This window comes from Nostoc sp., from assembly GCF_036916655.1.
Lineage (GTDB): Bacteria > Cyanobacteriota > Cyanobacteriia > Cyanobacteriales > Nostocaceae > Nostoc.
Genome location: NZ_JBALFY010000095.1, coordinates 1 through 18,188, shown reverse-complemented (window position 1 = coordinate 18,188; position 18,188 = coordinate 1). Strand labels below are relative to the sequence as shown.

General features: G+C 40.5%; 17 protein-coding genes. 12 read left to right on the top strand and 5 right to left on the bottom strand.

Annotated elements, in window-relative coordinates; translation table 11 throughout:
- The 5 genes from V7L31_RS25830 (at position 1) to V7L31_RS25810 (ending at position 5,591) form a co-directional block, all read left to right on the top strand.
- The gene (locus V7L31_RS25830; protein WP_334698911.1) at positions 1-831 is read left to right on the top strand and encodes a phytanoyl-CoA dioxygenase family protein; all 831 of its coding nucleotides are present in this window, start codon (positions 1-3) and stop codon (positions 829-831) included.
- A gap of 654 nt (positions 832-1,485) precedes the next feature.
- A complete protein-coding gene (locus V7L31_RS25825) occupies positions 1,486-3,579 on the top strand; it encodes a TonB-dependent siderophore receptor (protein WP_334698910.1) in 2,094 nt (697 codons plus the stop codon).
- Positions 3,482-4,147: a TonB-dependent siderophore receptor gene (locus V7L31_RS25820; protein WP_334698909.1), complete on the top strand. Its 666-nt coding sequence runs from the start codon at positions 3,482-3,484 to the stop codon at positions 4,145-4,147. Before V7L31_RS25825 ends, V7L31_RS25820 begins: the two co-directional genes overlap by 98 nt.
- A 47-nt stretch (positions 4,148-4,194) precedes the next feature.
- The gene (locus V7L31_RS25815) at positions 4,195-4,863 is read left to right on the top strand and encodes a 2OG-Fe(II) oxygenase (RefSeq protein WP_334698908.1); all 669 of its coding nucleotides are present in this window, start codon (positions 4,195-4,197) and stop codon (positions 4,861-4,863) included.
- A gap of 32 nt (positions 4,864-4,895) precedes the next feature.
- On the top strand, positions 4,896-5,591 hold the full coding sequence (locus V7L31_RS25810; RefSeq protein ID WP_334698907.1) for a 2OG-Fe(II) oxygenase family protein: 696 nt from the start codon (positions 4,896-4,898) through the stop codon (positions 5,589-5,591).
- 1 nt (position 5,592) lies between these two features.
- On the opposite strand, the gene V7L31_RS25805 is transcribed toward V7L31_RS25810, so the two are convergent.
- From V7L31_RS25805 to V7L31_RS25795, 3 genes are read right to left on the bottom strand one after another with little or no spacing between them, the layout of a single operon-like run.
- The gene (locus V7L31_RS25805; RefSeq protein ID WP_334698906.1) at positions 5,593-6,609 is read right to left on the bottom strand and encodes an ABC transporter substrate-binding protein; all 1,017 of its coding nucleotides are present in this window, start codon (positions 6,607-6,609) and stop codon (positions 5,593-5,595) included.
- Positions 6,606-7,646 (bottom strand): FecCD family ABC transporter permease, encoded by a 1,041-nt coding sequence (locus V7L31_RS25800; protein WP_442944492.1) that lies wholly within the window; start codon positions 7,644-7,646, stop codon positions 6,606-6,608. The genes V7L31_RS25805 and V7L31_RS25800 overlap by 4 nt, the downstream gene beginning before the upstream one ends.
- Positions 7,643-8,662: a FecCD family ABC transporter permease gene (locus V7L31_RS25795; protein ID WP_334698904.1), complete on the bottom strand. Its 1,020-nt coding sequence runs from the start codon at positions 8,660-8,662 to the stop codon at positions 7,643-7,645. Before V7L31_RS25795 ends, V7L31_RS25800 begins: the two co-directional genes overlap by 4 nt.
- A gap of 686 nt (positions 8,663-9,348) precedes the next feature.
- Here V7L31_RS25795 and V7L31_RS25790 point away from each other — a divergent pair.
- On the top strand, positions 9,349-9,738 hold the full coding sequence (locus tag V7L31_RS25790) for an iron uptake porin (RefSeq protein WP_334698903.1): 390 nt from the start codon (positions 9,349-9,351) through the stop codon (positions 9,736-9,738).
- Positions 9,739-10,287: 549 nt separating this feature from the next.
- On the top strand, positions 10,288-10,497 hold the full coding sequence (locus V7L31_RS25785) for a TOBE domain-containing protein (RefSeq protein WP_174709892.1): 210 nt from the start codon (positions 10,288-10,290) through the stop codon (positions 10,495-10,497).
- Between the two features lie 144 nt (positions 10,498-10,641).
- On the opposite strand, the gene V7L31_RS25780 is transcribed toward V7L31_RS25785, so the two are convergent.
- Complete coding sequence (locus tag V7L31_RS25780; protein WP_442944491.1) at positions 10,642-10,848, bottom strand: substrate-binding domain-containing protein; 207 nt, start codon at positions 10,846-10,848, stop codon at positions 10,642-10,644.
- A gap of 301 nt (positions 10,849-11,149) precedes the next feature.
- On the opposite strand from V7L31_RS25780, the gene V7L31_RS25775 reads away from it, so the two are divergent.
- The 5 genes from V7L31_RS25775 (at position 11,150) to V7L31_RS25755 (ending at position 17,533) form a co-directional block, all read left to right on the top strand.
- Entirely contained in the window at positions 11,150-11,908 is a 759-nt protein-coding gene (locus tag V7L31_RS25775) for a HesA/MoeB/ThiF family protein (protein WP_334698902.1), read from the top strand.
- A 400-nt stretch (positions 11,909-12,308) separates the two neighbouring features.
- Positions 12,309-12,965, top strand: a complete 657-nt coding sequence (locus tag V7L31_RS25770; protein WP_334698901.1) for a helix-turn-helix transcriptional regulator — start codon at positions 12,309-12,311, stop codon at positions 12,963-12,965.
- Positions 12,966-13,171: 206 nt separating this feature from the next.
- The gene (locus tag V7L31_RS25765) at positions 13,172-15,811 is read left to right on the top strand and encodes a TonB-dependent siderophore receptor (protein WP_334698900.1); all 2,640 of its coding nucleotides are present in this window, start codon (positions 13,172-13,174) and stop codon (positions 15,809-15,811) included.
- Positions 15,811-16,845, top strand: coding sequence for an iron-siderophore ABC transporter substrate-binding protein (locus V7L31_RS25760; RefSeq protein ID WP_334698899.1), 1,035 nt, complete (start codon positions 15,811-15,813; stop codon positions 16,843-16,845). The genes V7L31_RS25765 and V7L31_RS25760 overlap by 1 nt, the downstream gene beginning before the upstream one ends.
- Positions 16,846-16,873: 28 nt before the next feature.
- Entirely contained in the window at positions 16,874-17,533 is a 660-nt protein-coding gene (locus tag V7L31_RS25755; protein WP_334698898.1) for a hypothetical protein, read from the top strand.
- Between the two features lie 219 nt (positions 17,534-17,752).
- On the opposite strand, the gene V7L31_RS25750 is transcribed toward V7L31_RS25755, so the two are convergent.
- Positions 17,753-17,962 (bottom strand): TOBE domain-containing protein, encoded by a 210-nt coding sequence (locus tag V7L31_RS25750; protein WP_334698897.1) that lies wholly within the window; start codon positions 17,960-17,962, stop codon positions 17,753-17,755.
- Positions 17,963-18,188 lie beyond the last annotated feature (226 nt).

Here is an 18,188-nt window from a genome sequence, read left to right as displayed (position 1 = left end):
ATGAACAGTGAACAAGCTAATAGCTCCTGGATCGACCACTACCGTAAGCACGGTTACGTCGTACTCGAAAAGATTCTGCCTTTAGAACTAGTAGATGCTCATGTAGCAGCTTGTGAGGAAATTCAACGCCGACATGGCATTTATCAGAAATTTCCTTGGAGAAAAGAGCCATTGGAAAACGAAAAAGCCTTTTGTGAGGAATTATTAGCCCTCGATGATAACCATGAACCCACAAAGAGTCTTAGAAACGACCCAACACTTCGTTGGTATTTAAATACCCTTTTCCAAGAAGAGGCGGTACTCAAATACGGTTCTACAAGTTTATGGGAGAGAGGCCGCGAACCGCACTCGGACACAGTGATGTTGTTCCGCGACCCACCTGATAAAGTCTGTCGTGCATGGTGTGCGCTCGAAGATATCCATCCAGACTGCGGAATGTTTTATGTGATACCTGGAACGCACAACAATGAGCGGATTCGTATTTATGACGAGGTTCTCAACAGCCATCCTGAGATTTTTGAGATACTTCGCTCACCGTCACCGAATGATTCAGAGAGTGCGTTTCTCGAAAACCGAGCTATTTGGAAAGTGGTTTGTCAGAAGACAGCCTCTCTCACAAAAGGTCTACCAAGAATTCCGTTCTCGATTAACAAGGGTGATGTGGTGCTGTTCGATCCAAACGTAATTCATGGCACTATGCCTGCGCCCAATCCCTCACTCACCCGCAAAGCTATTGTCACCGAGTGGCACACGCGCTCGGTTCGTAGCTATTCCTACTCTGAGTATTTTGGTTTGCAGCATGACAGAAGGCAGTTATCATCAGCTAACTAGCTGACAAAAGAGTGAACTAACGGTATTTACAGCAATTTTCAGGTAATTGAACCACAAGCTAAGTTAGATTGAAGAAATAATATTGTATGAATAGATGGCAGTATCTTACTCAAAGGATTTGCGTGAGCGTGTGATTATGGCGTGGGGTCTATTTTGGTTATTTGTATGGCGTAAATCCTGTTAGTTTTAATTAGAGTTGCATAATTGAAGTATGAATTCGAGCGATGATTCCTCTGCCTAGAGTGACAAAACAGAGTTAATACTGCATTTGGTAAAGATACTCTGACAAAAGACTTGGAGCAACTTAACATTAGTTTGCCGAATGATTTTCATTAAAAACGGCTTCAGTACTCAATCATAGTCGGCCAATGATGAATTATGCTCATTAGAGCAGCAACCCAAAGAATACTCTTTCTCAGATTTGGATCAAAAATATATCTAGTATTTTACTCAACTTTGTTGGTAAGATTCAGACTACGTTAAATGACGTACCTGATGCAGCAGTCCCAATTCGAGGAACACGAATCTTTGGGTGAAATTGTTATGGAGTTTTGGATAGAGGGTAATAGATTTTCCACTTCCTCTTCATACCTTAACTCCTTAACTAAGCTTGTGGTGAGTGACTCTTGAGCAAATGTGTGTGAGTATTTTTCAATGAATCCGCAAAAATTAAACTATTTTTCCTGGCAGAGTCTATTATTCACTACTTCAATGCTGGTGTCTATAAATAAGCCTCTACGTGTTGTCGCTGTCCCCATTATACCAACACAAATACCAGCAAATAAAGGGCAACTATTACTTCAAACAACAATTATAAAGTCAGTTGTACCGATTAGAGAGATTCGGAGTTTAAACCAAGTAGAGCATTCGCTTACCAATGCCCAAAAGTTAGTACAGTCGCCAATACCCACTGGCAAAGTAGAAACAATATCAGTGACAGGGGTGAAGGTGAATAGCACTGATAAGGGTTTGGAGGTGATTTTAGAGACGGGAGTCAAAAGCGATCGCTTGCAAGTAACTCCCAAAACTGAGAGAAACTCTTATGTTGCAGACATTTCTAATGCTCAGTTGCGCTTGACTAGTGGCAATACATTTCGGCAATCAAAGCCAGTAGCGGGGATTACTGAAGTAAGTATTACTAATATCGATGGTAGTACCCTGCGGTTAACAGTCACAGGTGAATCGAGTGCGCCAGCAGTGGAGTTGTTTGATAGTAATGAAGGGTTAGTATTTGGAGTGACTAATAGTGCAATCACCGCACAGCAAAAACCACAATCTGGCGAAAACCAAGCACCGATAGAACTAGAGGTGACTGCTCCCCCGGAAACAGGCTACAACCCTACTGATACCGCTGTTGGAACTAGAACAAATACACCACTACGCGACATTCCTCAGACAGTTAATGTCATCCCTCAACAGGTGATTAAAGACCAACATATTCTTTACATTGGAGATGCATTGAAAAATGTTGGTGTAGCAGCAGAGCGCGAGCCAGGTTCGCAAGATAGATTTATAATTAGAGGCTTTAATTCTTCCTTTGGCAATATCTTAATCGACGGACTCAGAGGTTTCTCTTTGGGAGGATCTGCTGCTCTCAATCTCAACAATATCGAGCGAGTAGAAGTTCTGCGAGGTCCAGCCTCTGTGCTTTACGGACGAGCTGGGCTTGGCGGTGTTGTCAATTTAGTTACTAAACCACCTTTAAAAGACTCTTACTATTCTGCGGACTTCTCTATTGGCAATTTCAACTCTTACCGAGGTTCACTTGACTTTTCTGGGCCTTTAACAACAAATAAAAATGTCTCCTATCGCTTCAATGCTTCTTACCTCAACTCTGATAGCTTTATTGATTTTTACAACGAGGAACGCTATCAGTTTGCTGGGGCACTCTCGTGGGATATAGATCGTAATACAAAACTGACATTTAATTCTAGTTATGGTGATTACAATAGCAGTCTAACCAACGAAGGGTTGCCCGCGATCGGCACTCTGTATCCAAATCCCAATGGCAAAGTGCCTATTAGTCGTTATGTGGGAGAAGTAGGGACTACAGATATTATTACTACTCGCTTGAGCTACAAAATAGAACATCACTTCAATGATAATTGGTCAATTGAGAATGCTTTTGGATTACTGAATGTTAAAATAGACAACTCCCCAATAGGCAGAGGAGTTCCAATTGCCCTACAGCCAGATAATGAGACTTTGACTCGACGCAGATTTGTTCAGGTTGGTGAGAGTTTCCAGAATGGAACTGATTTAAATACTCTGGTTACGGGACAGTTTAAAACTGGAAGCCTGGAACACCAACTTATTGTAGGAACGGAGTATGCTTGGAGTTTTGTTAATGGGTATAATCAGAATTTTACTGCTTCCTCAATCAACATTTTCAATCCAGTTTATGGGTTTGGAGGAGGTGGTACACTTTCTAACCAATCCAGCAGTTCAACCAATGCTTATAATCTGGGTGTGTATGCTCAAGATTTAATCACCTTATCTCAAAACTTCAAGCTAGTTTTGGGTAGTCGCTATGACTGGACATGGCAGACAAATGATAACAAACTCGCTTCAACCTCAACCAACTTTTCAAGTGAAGCATTTAGTCCCCGTGTGGGTATTGTCTATCAACCCATTAAACCCCTAAGCCTTTATGCTAGCTACGCTCGCGTTCGTTCCCCAGGCTGGACTAACCGCAACTGGGCAGGCATTTCAACCACAGCACGGAACTCAATACGAAATTGGTGCTAAAGCAGATTTGCTCGGTGATAAACTTTCGGTAGATTTAGCTTTGTTTGACCTTACCCAATCTAATATCCTCACTAATGACCCCAATAATTCTGGCTTTTCTATTCCTGTAGGTGAGGCAAATAGCAAAGGTGTTGAGTTGTTTGTTACAGGTGAAATATCCCCAGGCTGGAATGTGATTGCTTCTTATGCCTATGCCGATCCCCGCGTTACCGAAGATAACTCCATTCCTGTTGGCAAAGAACTCCCTGGAGCAGCGCAAAATATAGCCAGTCTTTGGACGACTTACATTATTCCTAAAGGAAACCTCAAAGGATTTGGTGCAGGTTTGGGTTTGTACTATGTGGGCGATCGCTTTGTGGATTCAGCTAACACTCTTAAGTTACCTAATTATGTCCGCACTGATGCTGCCCTCTTCTACCGCCAGGGAAAATTCGATGCAGCACTCAACTTCCAGAATTTGTTTGACGTAAATTACTTTGAGGGTGCTTTCGGTAGTACACCAATAAATACCACAGTCTATTATGGATACCCATTTACGGTTAACTTTACACTAGGGTGGAAGTTTTGAAAACTATCTTGTTTCTACAAAAATGATGTTTGACAAAAATGAAGTAGATGATGCTGAATTTAGATGCAATTAGTAATGGGATAATGCAAAAATATCCTTATGAATGGATTTTCTTTGACAATCTCATACCTAAAACCCAACTAATTGAGTTAAGAAACTCTTTTCCCCCAATAGAAGTTTCCCCAAAAAGGGAGCAACCCCACCACAGATCTGCAATCTTAGTTTACGACGAATTCCAAGAGTTTGTTGGCGATCGTAGAACAAAAAATTTTTATCCAAGCACAGGTTTGAGCAGTGTTTGGCAAGTATTAGTTGAGGAATTACATAGCAGTGCTTATCGAGAAAGCATTGCAAAACTAACCCGGTTAAACCTGGAGGAGCAATTTATAAGTATTTTTCTAAGTCGATTAGACCCAATTGTAAATGGTTCTCATTCGGATTCTGAAGGAATTATCCTCTCACACCTGCTCTATTTTGGTCGTGAAGATTGGAAAACCGAATGGGGAGGATGTCTTCAAATTCTCTTAAACGAACAACTCGAATCTATATTTCAAGAAATTCCTCCTCGTAATGGTACGAGCGTAATTATAGTGCGTTCGGAAAATTCTTGGCACAACGTCTCTCCAGTTTCATCACAAGAGGCATCGCAAGATAGACTTAATGTTCTAGTTAGATTTTATGACCGAATGACTTTATTAGAAAGAGCGAGAGCCTAACTAGTAATAAATAATCAACCAAAATAACTTTGATGTTGAATTTAGACGCTATTCGTAATGGTGTAATACAAGAATATCCTTATCGCTGGATTTTCTTTGACAATCTCATACCCAAACAAGAGCTAATTGAGTTGTTCAACAGTTTTCCATATGAGAAATTTCCAGAAAGACCTGGAGGATTGATTTTGGATCAAGGGGCAGAAGTGGTGACAAATGCAGAAAAGTTTTACGATGCTACCAAAAACAAGTGTTATATTCCTCCTAGCCCAAAGCTGAATAGTGTTTGGCAAACTTTGGTTGACGAATTGATTAGCCCTGCTTATCGAGAAGCTGTTACCAAATTGACTGGATTAAATCTCGATCGCTATCTAATCCGTATTTCTTTATCTCAAATAGATAGCACTGCAAACAAAAGTTTAGCACCTCATAAAGACTCATGGTTTGTGAACAATAGGGACTCAGGAATGGCTCTCTCTCACCTGTTTTATTTCAGTGAAGACTGGAACAGCGAGTGGGGAGGGAGTCTCCAGATTTTAGAAAATGAGCAACGCGAATCTGTTTTTCAAGAGATTCCACCACAATTAGGTAACTCCGTTCTTTTTATATGTGAGCATAACGCTTGGCACGTAGTCGCACCAATTTCACCTCTTGCACTTTGCGAGAGACAGCATCTGATGGTGAGATTTTACGATCAGCAGATTTATTTTAAGTATCTTAAAGGAGAATGATTTACTTCAAGTAGGATGTTTCAACTAAATACTTAGACAGGTCATCGAGAACTCGATTAGCCGCCAACGGACCACAACAGACCCAGTAACTTCCAACTATATAAACCTTGCCCTGCTGAACAGCCTTTAACTTCGACCAAAGAGGCTGGACTTGTAGTTGCTCTCTGGCTTTTTGGGCAGATGCCAGACCAAAGCTGGTGTCGGAAATCAGAAATAAAGCATCCCCATCGGCCTCGTTCAATAGTTCTGGAGAGAGGACATAAACATATCCGTTCGTAAATATGCTCCGACGAGATGTAAGAGCATCCAGATTCTGTGAAAGAGAATTTAACAGACCGATATCGTTCAAGATGTTTCCAAAGAAAGAACCTTTAATAAACATAGTATACCCAGCAATCCGTAAGACAGATATATGAGTCAAAGCTAATCGGTTGCTCATAGAAGCTTTAAATTCAGATATGCGCTTGTAGTATTGAGACATCCATTGCTTTGCGACCGTGGTCTCACCCAAGGCTTGAGCAACTGACCAAAACATTTCTTTCCATGTGGAGTAGCTGTAGTTAATTAAGACTGTGGGTGCTATATGCGATAATAAACCATACATTTCCTGATTATCGGAAAGCCCCAAAATTAGATCGGGCTTGAGAGCTAAAATCTTTTCTAAGTTCGGGGTTCGCGCCCCTATATCCTCTATACCTGCTTGTTGCTTTTGGGATAGGGGATAGCTTAAGAATTTAAGAGGAGCGCCTACTGGTTTGACACCTAAAGCCAAGACAGCTTCGGTTGAAGCCCCATCTAGAACAACCACTCTTTTGGGAGAGATGGGGAGTTTTGTTTCACCCATTTGATGTTTAACTATACGGAAGTTGGCAAGTGTTGATTCCTGGCTGGAAGTAAATTTCTGATGATGGGTTGCTGTTTGGCTACAAGCACACAGTAAAAGCACCATGAACAGACCAATAGTTAACAGTGGCTGAATTTTATGCTTCCAAAGAATTGGAACTCTGCTCTTACTCATCGCCGCCTTTTTTGATACATTAAATAGATAAAATAAGGCGCTCCCAAAGCAGCAGTCAACAAACCACAGGGTAATTCTGTTGGAGAAAACATTGTTCTACCAAGAAAATCTGCTGCTGCGACCAATAATCCCCCAATTAAAGCGGCGACTGGCAATAAATTTTGATGTATTGACCCAACAAGTCTACGTGCCACATGGGGAGCCATTAACCCAACGAAGCCAATTGTACCGGCAATCGCCACACTCGATCCTGCCAGCGCCACGCTTACCAACAATAATTTGCTCCTCTGCCATGTGACTCGGCTACCAAGTCCTTTAGCTATTGCATCACCTAGTTGCAGAGTATCAAGTTCACGCGCCAACAGTAACGCCAAGGGAACGAAGATAACTATCCAAGGTAGCAGTTGCCAGACTTGTTCCCAACTTTTCCCGGCAACGCTACCCGCAAGCCAGACCAGCGCTCTACTAACGTCATTGATTTGACCGAAAGTCAACATCAAAGTCGTGAAAGCTCCCATAATTGCCGCGAGTGCTACTCCCACCAATACTAAGCGCAGAGGTGATTTTTCTCCTGTACCACCTAGCAAATAAATCAGACACGCCATAGCAAAAGCACCACCAAAGGCAGCAAAAGGCAAATACATAGTGGGTACAGTCGGAAATAATACAATTAAGGTAACGGCTGCAAAGGCTGCACCTGCATTTACCCCAACGATGCCAGGGTCAGCTAAAGGATTACGTGTCAATCCTTGTAAAATTGCACCAGAAACTGCCAAGCCCACTCCTACCAACCACGAGATTAATACTCTCGGTAAACGCAAAGTAATAACAACAAAGGGAGATTCTGGGTCAAGTGTAGGTAAACTCAGAACAGCTTTCACTATGTCTACTGGTAAGACAGGATAATCTCCCAAACTGAGACTCATCCCCAAAACAGCGAGGGTTATTAATAGCACTACTAACAATACTCTGGTTACAGACTCTTTGCCGAGTATTAAATTTTGAATTTTGAATTTTGAATTTTGAATTGTTATCATCCTCTTTTTACCCGCCAACGCACTAGGTACAACAAAAATGGCGCTCCCAAAAGTGCTGTCATAACGCCAACAGGCAATTCTTGGGGTCTAATTAACCAACGGGCTGCTAAATCTGCCCATACTAGTAAATTTGCACCAAACACAGCCGCACAAGGTAATACCCAACGATAATCAACACCCATCACTCCCCGCGCTAGATGGGGAATTACCAGACCGACAAAGCCGATAGGCCCTGCTAGTGCTACACCACTTCCCGCTAATATGACAACGCTTGATGCTGTTGCCAACTTGATCCAACCTGTTTGCTGACCTAAGCCTGTGGCTACTGATTCTCCTAAACTGAGAACATTAATCTGTCTACTCAAGGCAAAAGCTGTTAATAACCCCACTACCATCCAGGGCAGCACGGTCAGGAATAGATTGAAGTCTCGTCCGGCTAGAGAACCTGCTAGCCAGAAGCGGACTTCTTCAAGAGTGCGCTCACTCAAAATCAGTACACCTGTGGTAATTGAAGATAGCAAGGCAGTAAGGGCTGCACCAGCAACAGTCAAGTTTAATGGTGTTGCACCCCCTTGTCCAAGAGAACCGAGGAAATAAACTGCCAAGGCTGCTAAAAACGCTCCTAGAAATGCTACAAGGGTAATCAGGGCGGGTGTTGATGTACCTAAGCCAAAGACTATTACTACCACTGCTAAAGCTGCACCTGCATTAATCCCTAATATTCCTGGTGCGGCTAGGGGGTTTTGAGTCAGTCCTTGCATTAAGGCTCCGGCTATAGCTAAACTAGCACCAACCATACTTGCAATTAGTGTGCGTGGTAAGCGCATTGAACGAATGATTATATGTTCATTGGAGTCATCATAATTAGTGAATGCAGTCAGTATTTTGGCAATGGAAATGTCAGCAGCACCATAGGCAATGCTGGCAAATATGCCTAACAATACTCCTAATATCCCAATACCTAAACTGAAAATACGAATGTAGTGTTTTTGTGGACGAAAAATATGTATGTTCATGGATAATTTAAATGCTTAGGTAAATTTGAGTTTGAATTTCATGGCAATATTTCAAACCTTGTAGCCTTGTTACTGAAAATTTTGACTATTGTGTTTTTTATCAACGATACGTAGCTCAAGTTAATATGTAGCAGATATAGCAAATTGTCATTAATTGTATAGTTTCCAGAAAGTATACCAGTTAAATTGGTAAAAATGACAGCCTAAAAAGGTAAAATGCGGGCACAGTATTACTGCTAATGGCAGTAATACTGGAAATGGAAAATTTCATCTTATGTGCAAACCCACAAGTAACTTCCTACTTAAATGTATGTTTTAGCGATCGCTCGGTTTTTGTCCAACTTCAGAAAATCGCGTTCCTCCCCCAAAACTTAACTCTTGCTTTGAGCTATGCACACTCTTATACCAATTTAATGTGAAGTTGCAGATATCTTGATCCCCCTAAATCCCCCTTAAAAAGGGGGACTTTGATAGACATTTTCCGGTTCCCCCCCTTTTCTAAGGGGGGCTAGGGGGGATCGAATTCTATGCAGCTTCATAAAGAATTGGTATTACTTTAGTGGTAGTAATAATGATGTTTCCGTTTCAGGGGCTTATGGTAGCGCTTTCGCTAATACCCCATTTGGTGCTGGTGTTACCCAGCCAATCATTATGGGATAGAAACTAGCTATCGTTTCAACCCCAAATTGGTACTTTCTGGTTGGGTTGGATATAGTCAAGCGATCGCAGAGGTTAGTTCTGGTGCAAATGTTAATAGAGGTGATAAGGCAGACATCTGGAACTGGGCGGTCACTTTAGCTCTCCCTGATTTAGGCAAAAAGGGTAACTTGGGAGGTTTAATCTTTGGTCAACCACCCAAGGTGACGAGTAATGACTTTGGCCCTGCTGTTCTTACTGCTACTAGTAATCTTCGTGAAGATAGCGATACATCTTTCCATTTAGAAGGACTATATCGCTACCAAGTGAATAACAATATCTCAATTACACCAGGCTTGATTGTGATATTTAACCCAGAACAGAACAGCAATAATGACACTATCTATACAGGAGTTGTTCGTACTACATTCCGATTCTAGATAATTTTGCATTAAAAGGACGGCAGTCGTTACAACAGGGAAATAGTCTGCTAGGTCGCTTTGCCGACTTGTTAATAGAACGCTTTTCCGAATTCTGGAGACTGCCGTTGTAGAAGGAAATACGAATTTTTACCCAAATATTGTTCTGAAATGTAGTAAGATCCCATACCGCTTCCCTACAGGACGCTACGCGAACGTGGAAGCAAGCTACGCATAGCGTCTCCGACAGGAGAAGGATACTCGATGGAATGCTCGAATTGGAGTGCGAAGACCTCAAAAAATATGAACTAGCACCGAAAACTTATCTTACATATGTCAAATAACAGTCTGATAAATGGTTGATTGAACTAACTACTTTATATTATTTTTATTACCAAATAAGTTGGTTGAAAAAGATGTAGTTATCAAATTATTTAGTAAATTATTCGCGTATATTTTCTATATTAATGGATAGTAAAAATTCATATATTTTCTATCTGTAACTATACAGATTAATTTAATTGCTTGTTATTATCTATGTGTAAAAAAAAAACCAGTAGGGGTCATCAAATGCAAGTTAGCGCTCGTAATGCTCTCAAAGGAACTGTAAAAAACGTTATCGTTGGCTCTGTAAATAGTGAAGTAACGATAGAAGTAGCACCAGGGGTAGAGGTGACTGCAATTATTACCAAATCATCAGCAGAAAATCTCAAACTTACTGAAGGAAAAGAAGTCCACGCCATAATTAAATCATCAGACGTAATTATTGCCGTAGGCTAAAGTAATTGTTGAGATTCTATTAAGGGGGGGCAGTTTGATTGCCCCCTCTAAAGCGATGTCTACGACGGGCTACGCCTACGGGTAGGTAACTCGTTACTACAACTTTCCTATCAATAATATGTAGATAAGCTAAACCAAAGATATTTAGTCTATTAGCCACATCAGCAAATGTCTGCATAGGATTGCGATCGCACGCTTCTGATGTCCAAATATTTTGATAAACTGCTGTACTGGTGATTGTTCCAAGTATTCTTTAAGAATTATCAAGTCGTATCGCGCACTATGAAGGGGGATAAATCTCAACCCAAAGCCAGCAGTTATAGATGCCGTACTGATTCTTGCATCAGCCATTTCTGTATACCCCACTAGAAAGCAATAATACTTAAAAGACCCCATGTCCTTGCTGCGGGGTTTATTCATTGGGCATTCAATCCAGGGCAAAGAGCAAACTGGCAGTAATAGATCGGTGCTGGTCAAAGAGCAGGGATGATCGAATAAAGGACTATCACGACATTTCCGCACTTAGCTCCCTTAATAGTGCCTGAAATTAATACCAACTTTGCAGGTAAAACTTAGAAAAGTGTATAGACAACTACAATACTTCCTACCAACTAAGTGATAAATTTTACGACTGATAAAGAATTAAAAAGCGATGAACTTAACACCCAGTGAGTTAGAACGCTATCACCGCCAAATGATGCTTCCCAATTTTGGAGAAGCAGCACAAAAGCGCTTGAAGTCTGCAACGGTTTTGGTTACAGGTGTAGGGGGATTAGGCGGTACATCAGCACTTTATTTGGCAGTAGCAGGTGTTGGGCGGCTAATTTTAGTTCGGGGTGGTGACTTACGGCTAGATGATCTGAATCGTCAGGTTCTGATGACAAATGATTGGGTAGGTAAGCCAAGAGTAATTAAAGCCAAAGAAACTCTGCAAGCTATTAATCCTGATATTCAGGTGGAAGCAGTTCATGATTACGTTACGAAAGAGAATGTAGATTCTTTAGTGCAATCTGCTGATGTAGCTATTGATTGCGCCCACAATTTCACAGAGCGGAACTTGCTCAACCAAGCTTGCGTGCGCTGGCAAAAACCAATGGTGGAAGCTGCAATGGACGGAATGGAAGCTTACCTGACGACGATTATTCCTGGCGTCACTCCTTGTCTATCATGCTTATTTCCAGAAAAGCCGGATTGGGATCAGCGTGGATTCGCGGTTCTCGGTGCTGTTTCTGGGACACTAGCTTGTCTTAGTGCATTAGAGGTAATAAAGCTGATTACTAAGTTTAGTCAACCCCTATTGTCACAACTGCTGACAATCGATTTGATGCGAATGGAATTTGCCAAACGACATTCTTATCGCGATCCTTCTTGTCTGGTGTGTGGTAATAGTTCTTGTTCGGAAAATTCGTAAACAACATCTTTATAAACAACCGAATCTACTAGATGAGCCAAGTCTCTGTTATTTGGACTCTTTAAATACTTCATAGTAGCTTACCATTACAATGACATTAATACTCCCGTATCCAGATTACGTAAAACTATTATACCAAGCAGAAATAATTCAGAATAATGATAGGTTAGATAATTTTGAGATCACTAGAAAGTATCAATTTGGGCAAGGGTATTGGCGACAGATTAAGCTACGAGATAGCATATTTTTAGAAATTTCCAATTATCAGCAGCCCAAATCATTCATTTTAAAACTTCATGAGCGAAAGCATCCATTAGAATTTCGATTCCTTATTTTGTTAGAGAGCGAATTTAAAAACCTTGAGTTCAAGACAGGAGAATACTTTTTAAGTGGTAGTGGTATGGCATCTAAGTGCGCTGTATTAGAGCCATCAGCGCGGATAGTAGAAGTAGCTATTCACCTACATCCAAATGTGTTTCATAGCTTTACAGAAAATACATCTGGTAAACTCCCAAAAGAATTACAACATCTAATTAGATGTTGGGATCAACCAACTTATGAACGCTATGGAACTCAAACTCTTGCAATGCAAATAGCAGTACAGCAAATTCTTCAATGTCCATACCAAGGCTTTACTAAACAAATTTATCTTGAAGGTAAGGTTTGGGAACTGGTAGCAATGCTAGTAGAGCAAGAAGTAGAAATCAACCAAGGTTGCTTCCAAATCAATAAACTCAAGCCATCAGATATTGACTGCATCTACAATGTTAAGGAAATTCTGTTGAAACATCTAGACAAACCACCATCTCTTATTGAACTAGCAAGACAAGTAGGTTTAAATGATTGCACAATGAAGCAAGGCTTTAAGCAGGTTTTTGGGACTACGGTGTTTGGCTATCTGCATCACTGCCGAATGGAACTAGCTTATAAGCTGCTTATTGAAAGAAATATGAATGTCACAGAAGTAGCCAGAACAGTAGGTTATGCTAGCTTACCTTCATTTAGTAATGCTTTCCGTAAGAAGTTTGGGGTAAGTCCTAAGTCCTGTCAGAGATAAAAATTCCGTCTCGAATAAAAAAAATTCCGGCTCGAATAAGACGCAAACACTCAAAAGTTATATATTTTTACAATAATTGGGTTGGTATAAATATATTTTTTTACCAATTTAGTTAGTAATAGTAATTGGGAGCTACGGACTGAAAGGAAAATTATACTTAATTCTCAATTTAAATACTTACTATTCACTAAGTGATGTGTGTAAAAATGTTTATCAGACTACCATATCCTGCTGTTTGCTGGTTAATATCTGTTGTTTATCTAACTTTAGCCAATCCAGCATATTCTGAACAACCGTTAGTCAAAAAAACTTTAGTACGCTCAGGTGAAGTTTTTAAAGAAATTCAAACATTGAATCAGCTAGAGTTTCCTAAAACTGATACTTCATATTTATGGAGAGTACCCAGACAGAATAAATTTCCCGAACTTAGTCAAGTAACTACAGATATGGTATTAGTTACGGATGTTCAGGTTAACTCTACTGATAAAGGGATAGAGTTAATTTTAGTCACAGCTAATTCTCTTAAATTACAAGTTTTACCGAAAACTGAGGGTAATTCTTATATTGCAGATATCCCTAATGCCAAGTTGCAACTAAGAAGTGGGGATTTTAGACAATCAAAGCCAGTAGCTGGAATTGCATTAATTACAGTTGCAAATTTAGATGCGAACACATTGCGAGTAACGGTGACTGGGGAAATGAGTGCGCCTGCGGTGGAGTTGTTTGATAGTACAAAAGAAGGTTTAGTTTTTGCAGTGACCCCTAGTACTTCTACTGCTCAACAGCCAACAACAACACCAGAACAAAAACCATCTACAACAGAGCCAGAAAAGCCCATTGAGTTAAATGTGACTGCTCCACCAGATACAAATTATCGGATACCAGATGCAACCACTGCAACGAAAACAGATACACCATTGCGTGATATTCCTGTTTCAGTTCAGGTAATTCCTCAGCAAGTTATCGAAGACCAACAACCGCGTAACTTAATTGGGATACTCAGAAATGCTGGCGTTGTCCAAAATAATTTTTCATCTCGAGTTGCAGACACTTTTTCTATTCGAGGTTTTAGAGCTAGAAACGTTTATAGGAACGGCATCAAAGACCGCTTTGCAGATGGTGCTGCTTTCTCAAGTTCGCTGACAAATATAGATAGAGTAGAAGTTGTTAGAGGGCCAAACTCTGTAATTTATGGTCAAGTCAATCCAGGTGGAATCATTAATGTAGTTACTAAAAAGCCTTTGAGTCAGCCTTACTATGCTTTAGAGGTAAGGCGTGGTGCTTATGAACTTTTTGAACCTTCACTTGACCTTTCTGGCCCTGTAACAAAAGATGGCAGTCTGTCGTATCGTTTAAACACTTCTTACAGAACCGCAGAAGACTTTACTGATTTTTATAATGAAAAGCGTTTTTTCGTTTCGCCTGTTGTTAATTGGCGTATAGGGAAAAATACAAATCTAACTTTTGATTCAGAATATGAAGACATACAACAGTCGCTAGGTACTGGTTTGGAGCAGATTGCTAGTGCAACTATACTTCCTAACCCAAATGGCAAAATCCCTATTAACCGTTATCTAGGGGAACCGACTGATTTCTTTAACCGCCAGCTTAATAGATATAATTACAATCTAGAACATCGCTTTAACGATAACTGGTCTATTAGTAATTCATTTCAAGCTGCATTTTTAACCCTTGATTTACGTGAAACAGCTGTTACCAGTCTACTGGAAGCAGACAACCGCACTGTCGAAAGAAGACAGACTATTTTTCCAAAGCCAACAGAGTATGAAGCTTATACAATAGATACTCATGTTATTGGTGATTTTAACACTGGTAGTATAAAACATAAACTTTTGGCGGGGTTTGACTTATTTAGACAAACCCAAAGTATTAATATACTTAGAAGAGCTGTGGCCCCTCTTGATGTTTTTAACCCAGTGTATGGTCAACCACTAGGTGATACTTTTGGAAGACTTGATCTCTACTTTAGAGATGATGCTTTAGGCTTTTATCTTCAAGACCAAGTGACACTTGCCAATAACCTCAAACTGCTTGTGGGCGGACGTTATGACCTGATAGAGAATGAGTTTGCCAATCGGATTGCTTCAACGGCGAGTGTCCAGTCTGATTCTGCCTTTAGTCCAAGGGTAGGCATAGTTTATCAACCCATAGCGCCTGTCTCACTCTACGTCAGCTACAGCCGCTCTTTTGAACAAGAAACGGGTGCAGATAAAAATGACAATCTTTTTAAACCACGGCTGGGTACTCAGTATGAAGTGGGCGTTAAGACTGATTTATTCGATAACAAACTCTCAGCAACACTTGCTTTATATGATCTGACACTAACTAACGTTTTGACTACCGATCCTACCGATCCTGATTATAGTGTGCAAACAGGAGAACAAAGAAGTCGGGGAGTAGAACTGAGTGTCACCGGAGAGATTCTTCCCGGTTGGAATGTGATTGGCTTCTACGGTTATACAGATGCACGCGTTATCAAAGACAATGATATTCCAGTCGGGAATCGAGTAGAAGGAGTACCAGCTCATGTCGCTAGTTTGTGGACAACTTACACCTTTGGTACTGGCTCTCTCAAAGGTTTTGGAGGTGGAATTGGCTTTAACTACGTTGGAGATAATAAACCAGATAATTTCGATACATATACGATCCCAAGCTACTTTCTTACTGATGCAGCTCTGTACTATCGGAATAATAACTTTAGCATTGGACTCAACTTGAATAACATATTTAATGTTCGATATTATGAAGCAAGCTTTGACTATCTCCAAAGAATTATTCCTGGTCGTCCGTATACAGCACAGTTGACAGTGAAGTGGGAATTTTAATGAGAACAACTCATTGGTTAGCCAAGTGTTTTGTCATATCCCTGCCCCTTTTAGGATTGCTTGCTGTGGTAGTGTGGCTAAACGGTTGTTTCTTTTTTAATTACCCAAAAGTTAGCCATTCTAAGAGTGTTTCTTCTTTAAGTCAGGTTCGAGTAGTTCAGCACTTAATGGGTAAGACAATAGTTCCTGCTCATCCTCAACGAGTTGTTGTGCTTAGTGGTAGTTGTTTAGAAAATGCTTTGGCGTTGGGGATCAAACCTATAGCTGCCCCAAAGTTATTTGTCTCACAATTGCAGCGGTTAGTAGGCCCTTTATCAGGCATTGAGAATGTGGATTGGCTGTCTCCTAGTATAGAAAAGATATTGGCTCTCAAGCCAGACCTAATTCTTGGCATGCATTTTCATCAAGATATTTATCCACTGTTATCACACATTGCACCCACAGTTTTGGCTCCTCCTGGAGCCAGTGGAGCTTGGAAAGAATCTTTTGCTTTCACAGCCACTGTTCTGGGTAAAACTAAAATAGCCCAACAGGTAATGGATAATTATTATGCACGTTTGACACAGTTAAAAGCAAAAATGGGCGATGCCTACGGCAACCCGAAGCGGGAACGCCTGAACACAACTTTAGTCTCGGTTGCCGAATTGCGTACTGATGCACTTTGGCTGTGGGCGAAGGCAAGTTTTTCAGGAGTTATTCTTAAAGATGCGGGTGTTGCACGTCCTTACTCTCAAACTTTGGATAGTCAAGCAACCCTAAGTCTAGGGGGTGGCCCTGCTGCCTATGCTTTATCAAACGAACTCCTGAGTGAGTTAGACGGGGATATTTTATTTCTAGTATCAGAAGACGCACTGGGCACAAGGGATTTACACCCAATACTTGAGCAACTGAAAGCAGAACCGTTGTGGTCAAAGTTGAAAGTTGTCCAACAGGAAAAAGTTCATGAGGTGGGGTTTTACTGGGTTCAGTTTGGCCCCCTTGCAGCCAATCGGATGATAGACGATTTGGAGCTATATTTAGTTAAACAGCAATAAACTATTTAAAAGTTTTTTAAGAGGGATTATGTTGAACTTGAGTGCAATTAGTAATGCAACTATGCAGTCAATTCCCTATAAATGGATTGTATTTGAAAACTTGCTTGACACTTCAGTACAATCTGAACTAGCAAATAGTTTTCCGACTACAAACTATAAAGAATATCATGCTAGAGACTTTGAGCCAGATGAATACCCGGAATATACATATAATGACTACAGGTTTTTTGCACGCTGCATTCTGGATGAAAGTAAGTACAAAGGTCTACAAGATATCAAGGATCTGAGTCTTAGTTGGCAAAAATTGATTGAACAACTTCTCACTCCTGATTATCGAGAGGCGATGGAGCATCTTACTAATTTGGATTTGAAAAACCATTCACTAACAATTTATTTAACACGACATGATTTAGGATTCTGGAACCGTCCTCATACAGATATCCCGCGTAAACATGTTACTCAACTTTTCTATCTCAATGAGGGATGGAACCCAGGGTGGGGAGGGTATTTTCAAGTTCTTAAAGATAATCAGACTACATCTGTAGTTAAAGAAGTTCCACCCTTGCCGCAATATTCAGTTGCTATTGTACGTTGCGATCGCTCTTGGCACATGGTTTCTCCTATTTCCTTGAATGCAACTCAACACCGTCTGCATCTACAGACTTGCTTTTGGCTACCAGAGTCTTAAACCATTTGATTATCAAATTATTAAGATTTCAAGAATCTCAGCAAATCAGAGCATTTTATATCTTACCAGAGACACAAAAGAGCGTTAAACAGTCAGGGATTAGCAGATACCAAAGAGTCCTTTATTTTCGTAGTCTGCTACAACTTTTACCAAAATAGTTAGATAATTGTAGCGATCCGCTTATAGAGCGATCGCCACAACTTATCTACTCATTTCGAGCTATTCTGTAGCAATTATGACATCTGATGCTTTAATCACAGCGATCACTTGTTTTCCCTCTTGAAGTTGGAGATGCTCTACCGACTCCTTGGTAATAATTGCAGTTACCTCCACCCCAGGCACAATTTCTAATATGACCTCAGAGTTGACTGCTCCTGGATGAATTTTATTAATAGTTCCTTTTAAGGAATTACGAGCGCTAACTTCCATACTTTAATACTCCTTAGTCATAAGATAATTCTGAACTAGATAATAGTAACAATTATCAGATTGTTGGATTATCCTCATTTAGTGAGATGTTATCTTCTGCCTTACAGAAGAACTTAGATATCAGACTGGTATTATATAGCGGTTCTCAGTTGGGTGCAATATAGTAACAGCAGTGAGTGAACCAGCCAATAATGTCTTTTTTAGTTACTGCATTGAGAGCATTTGT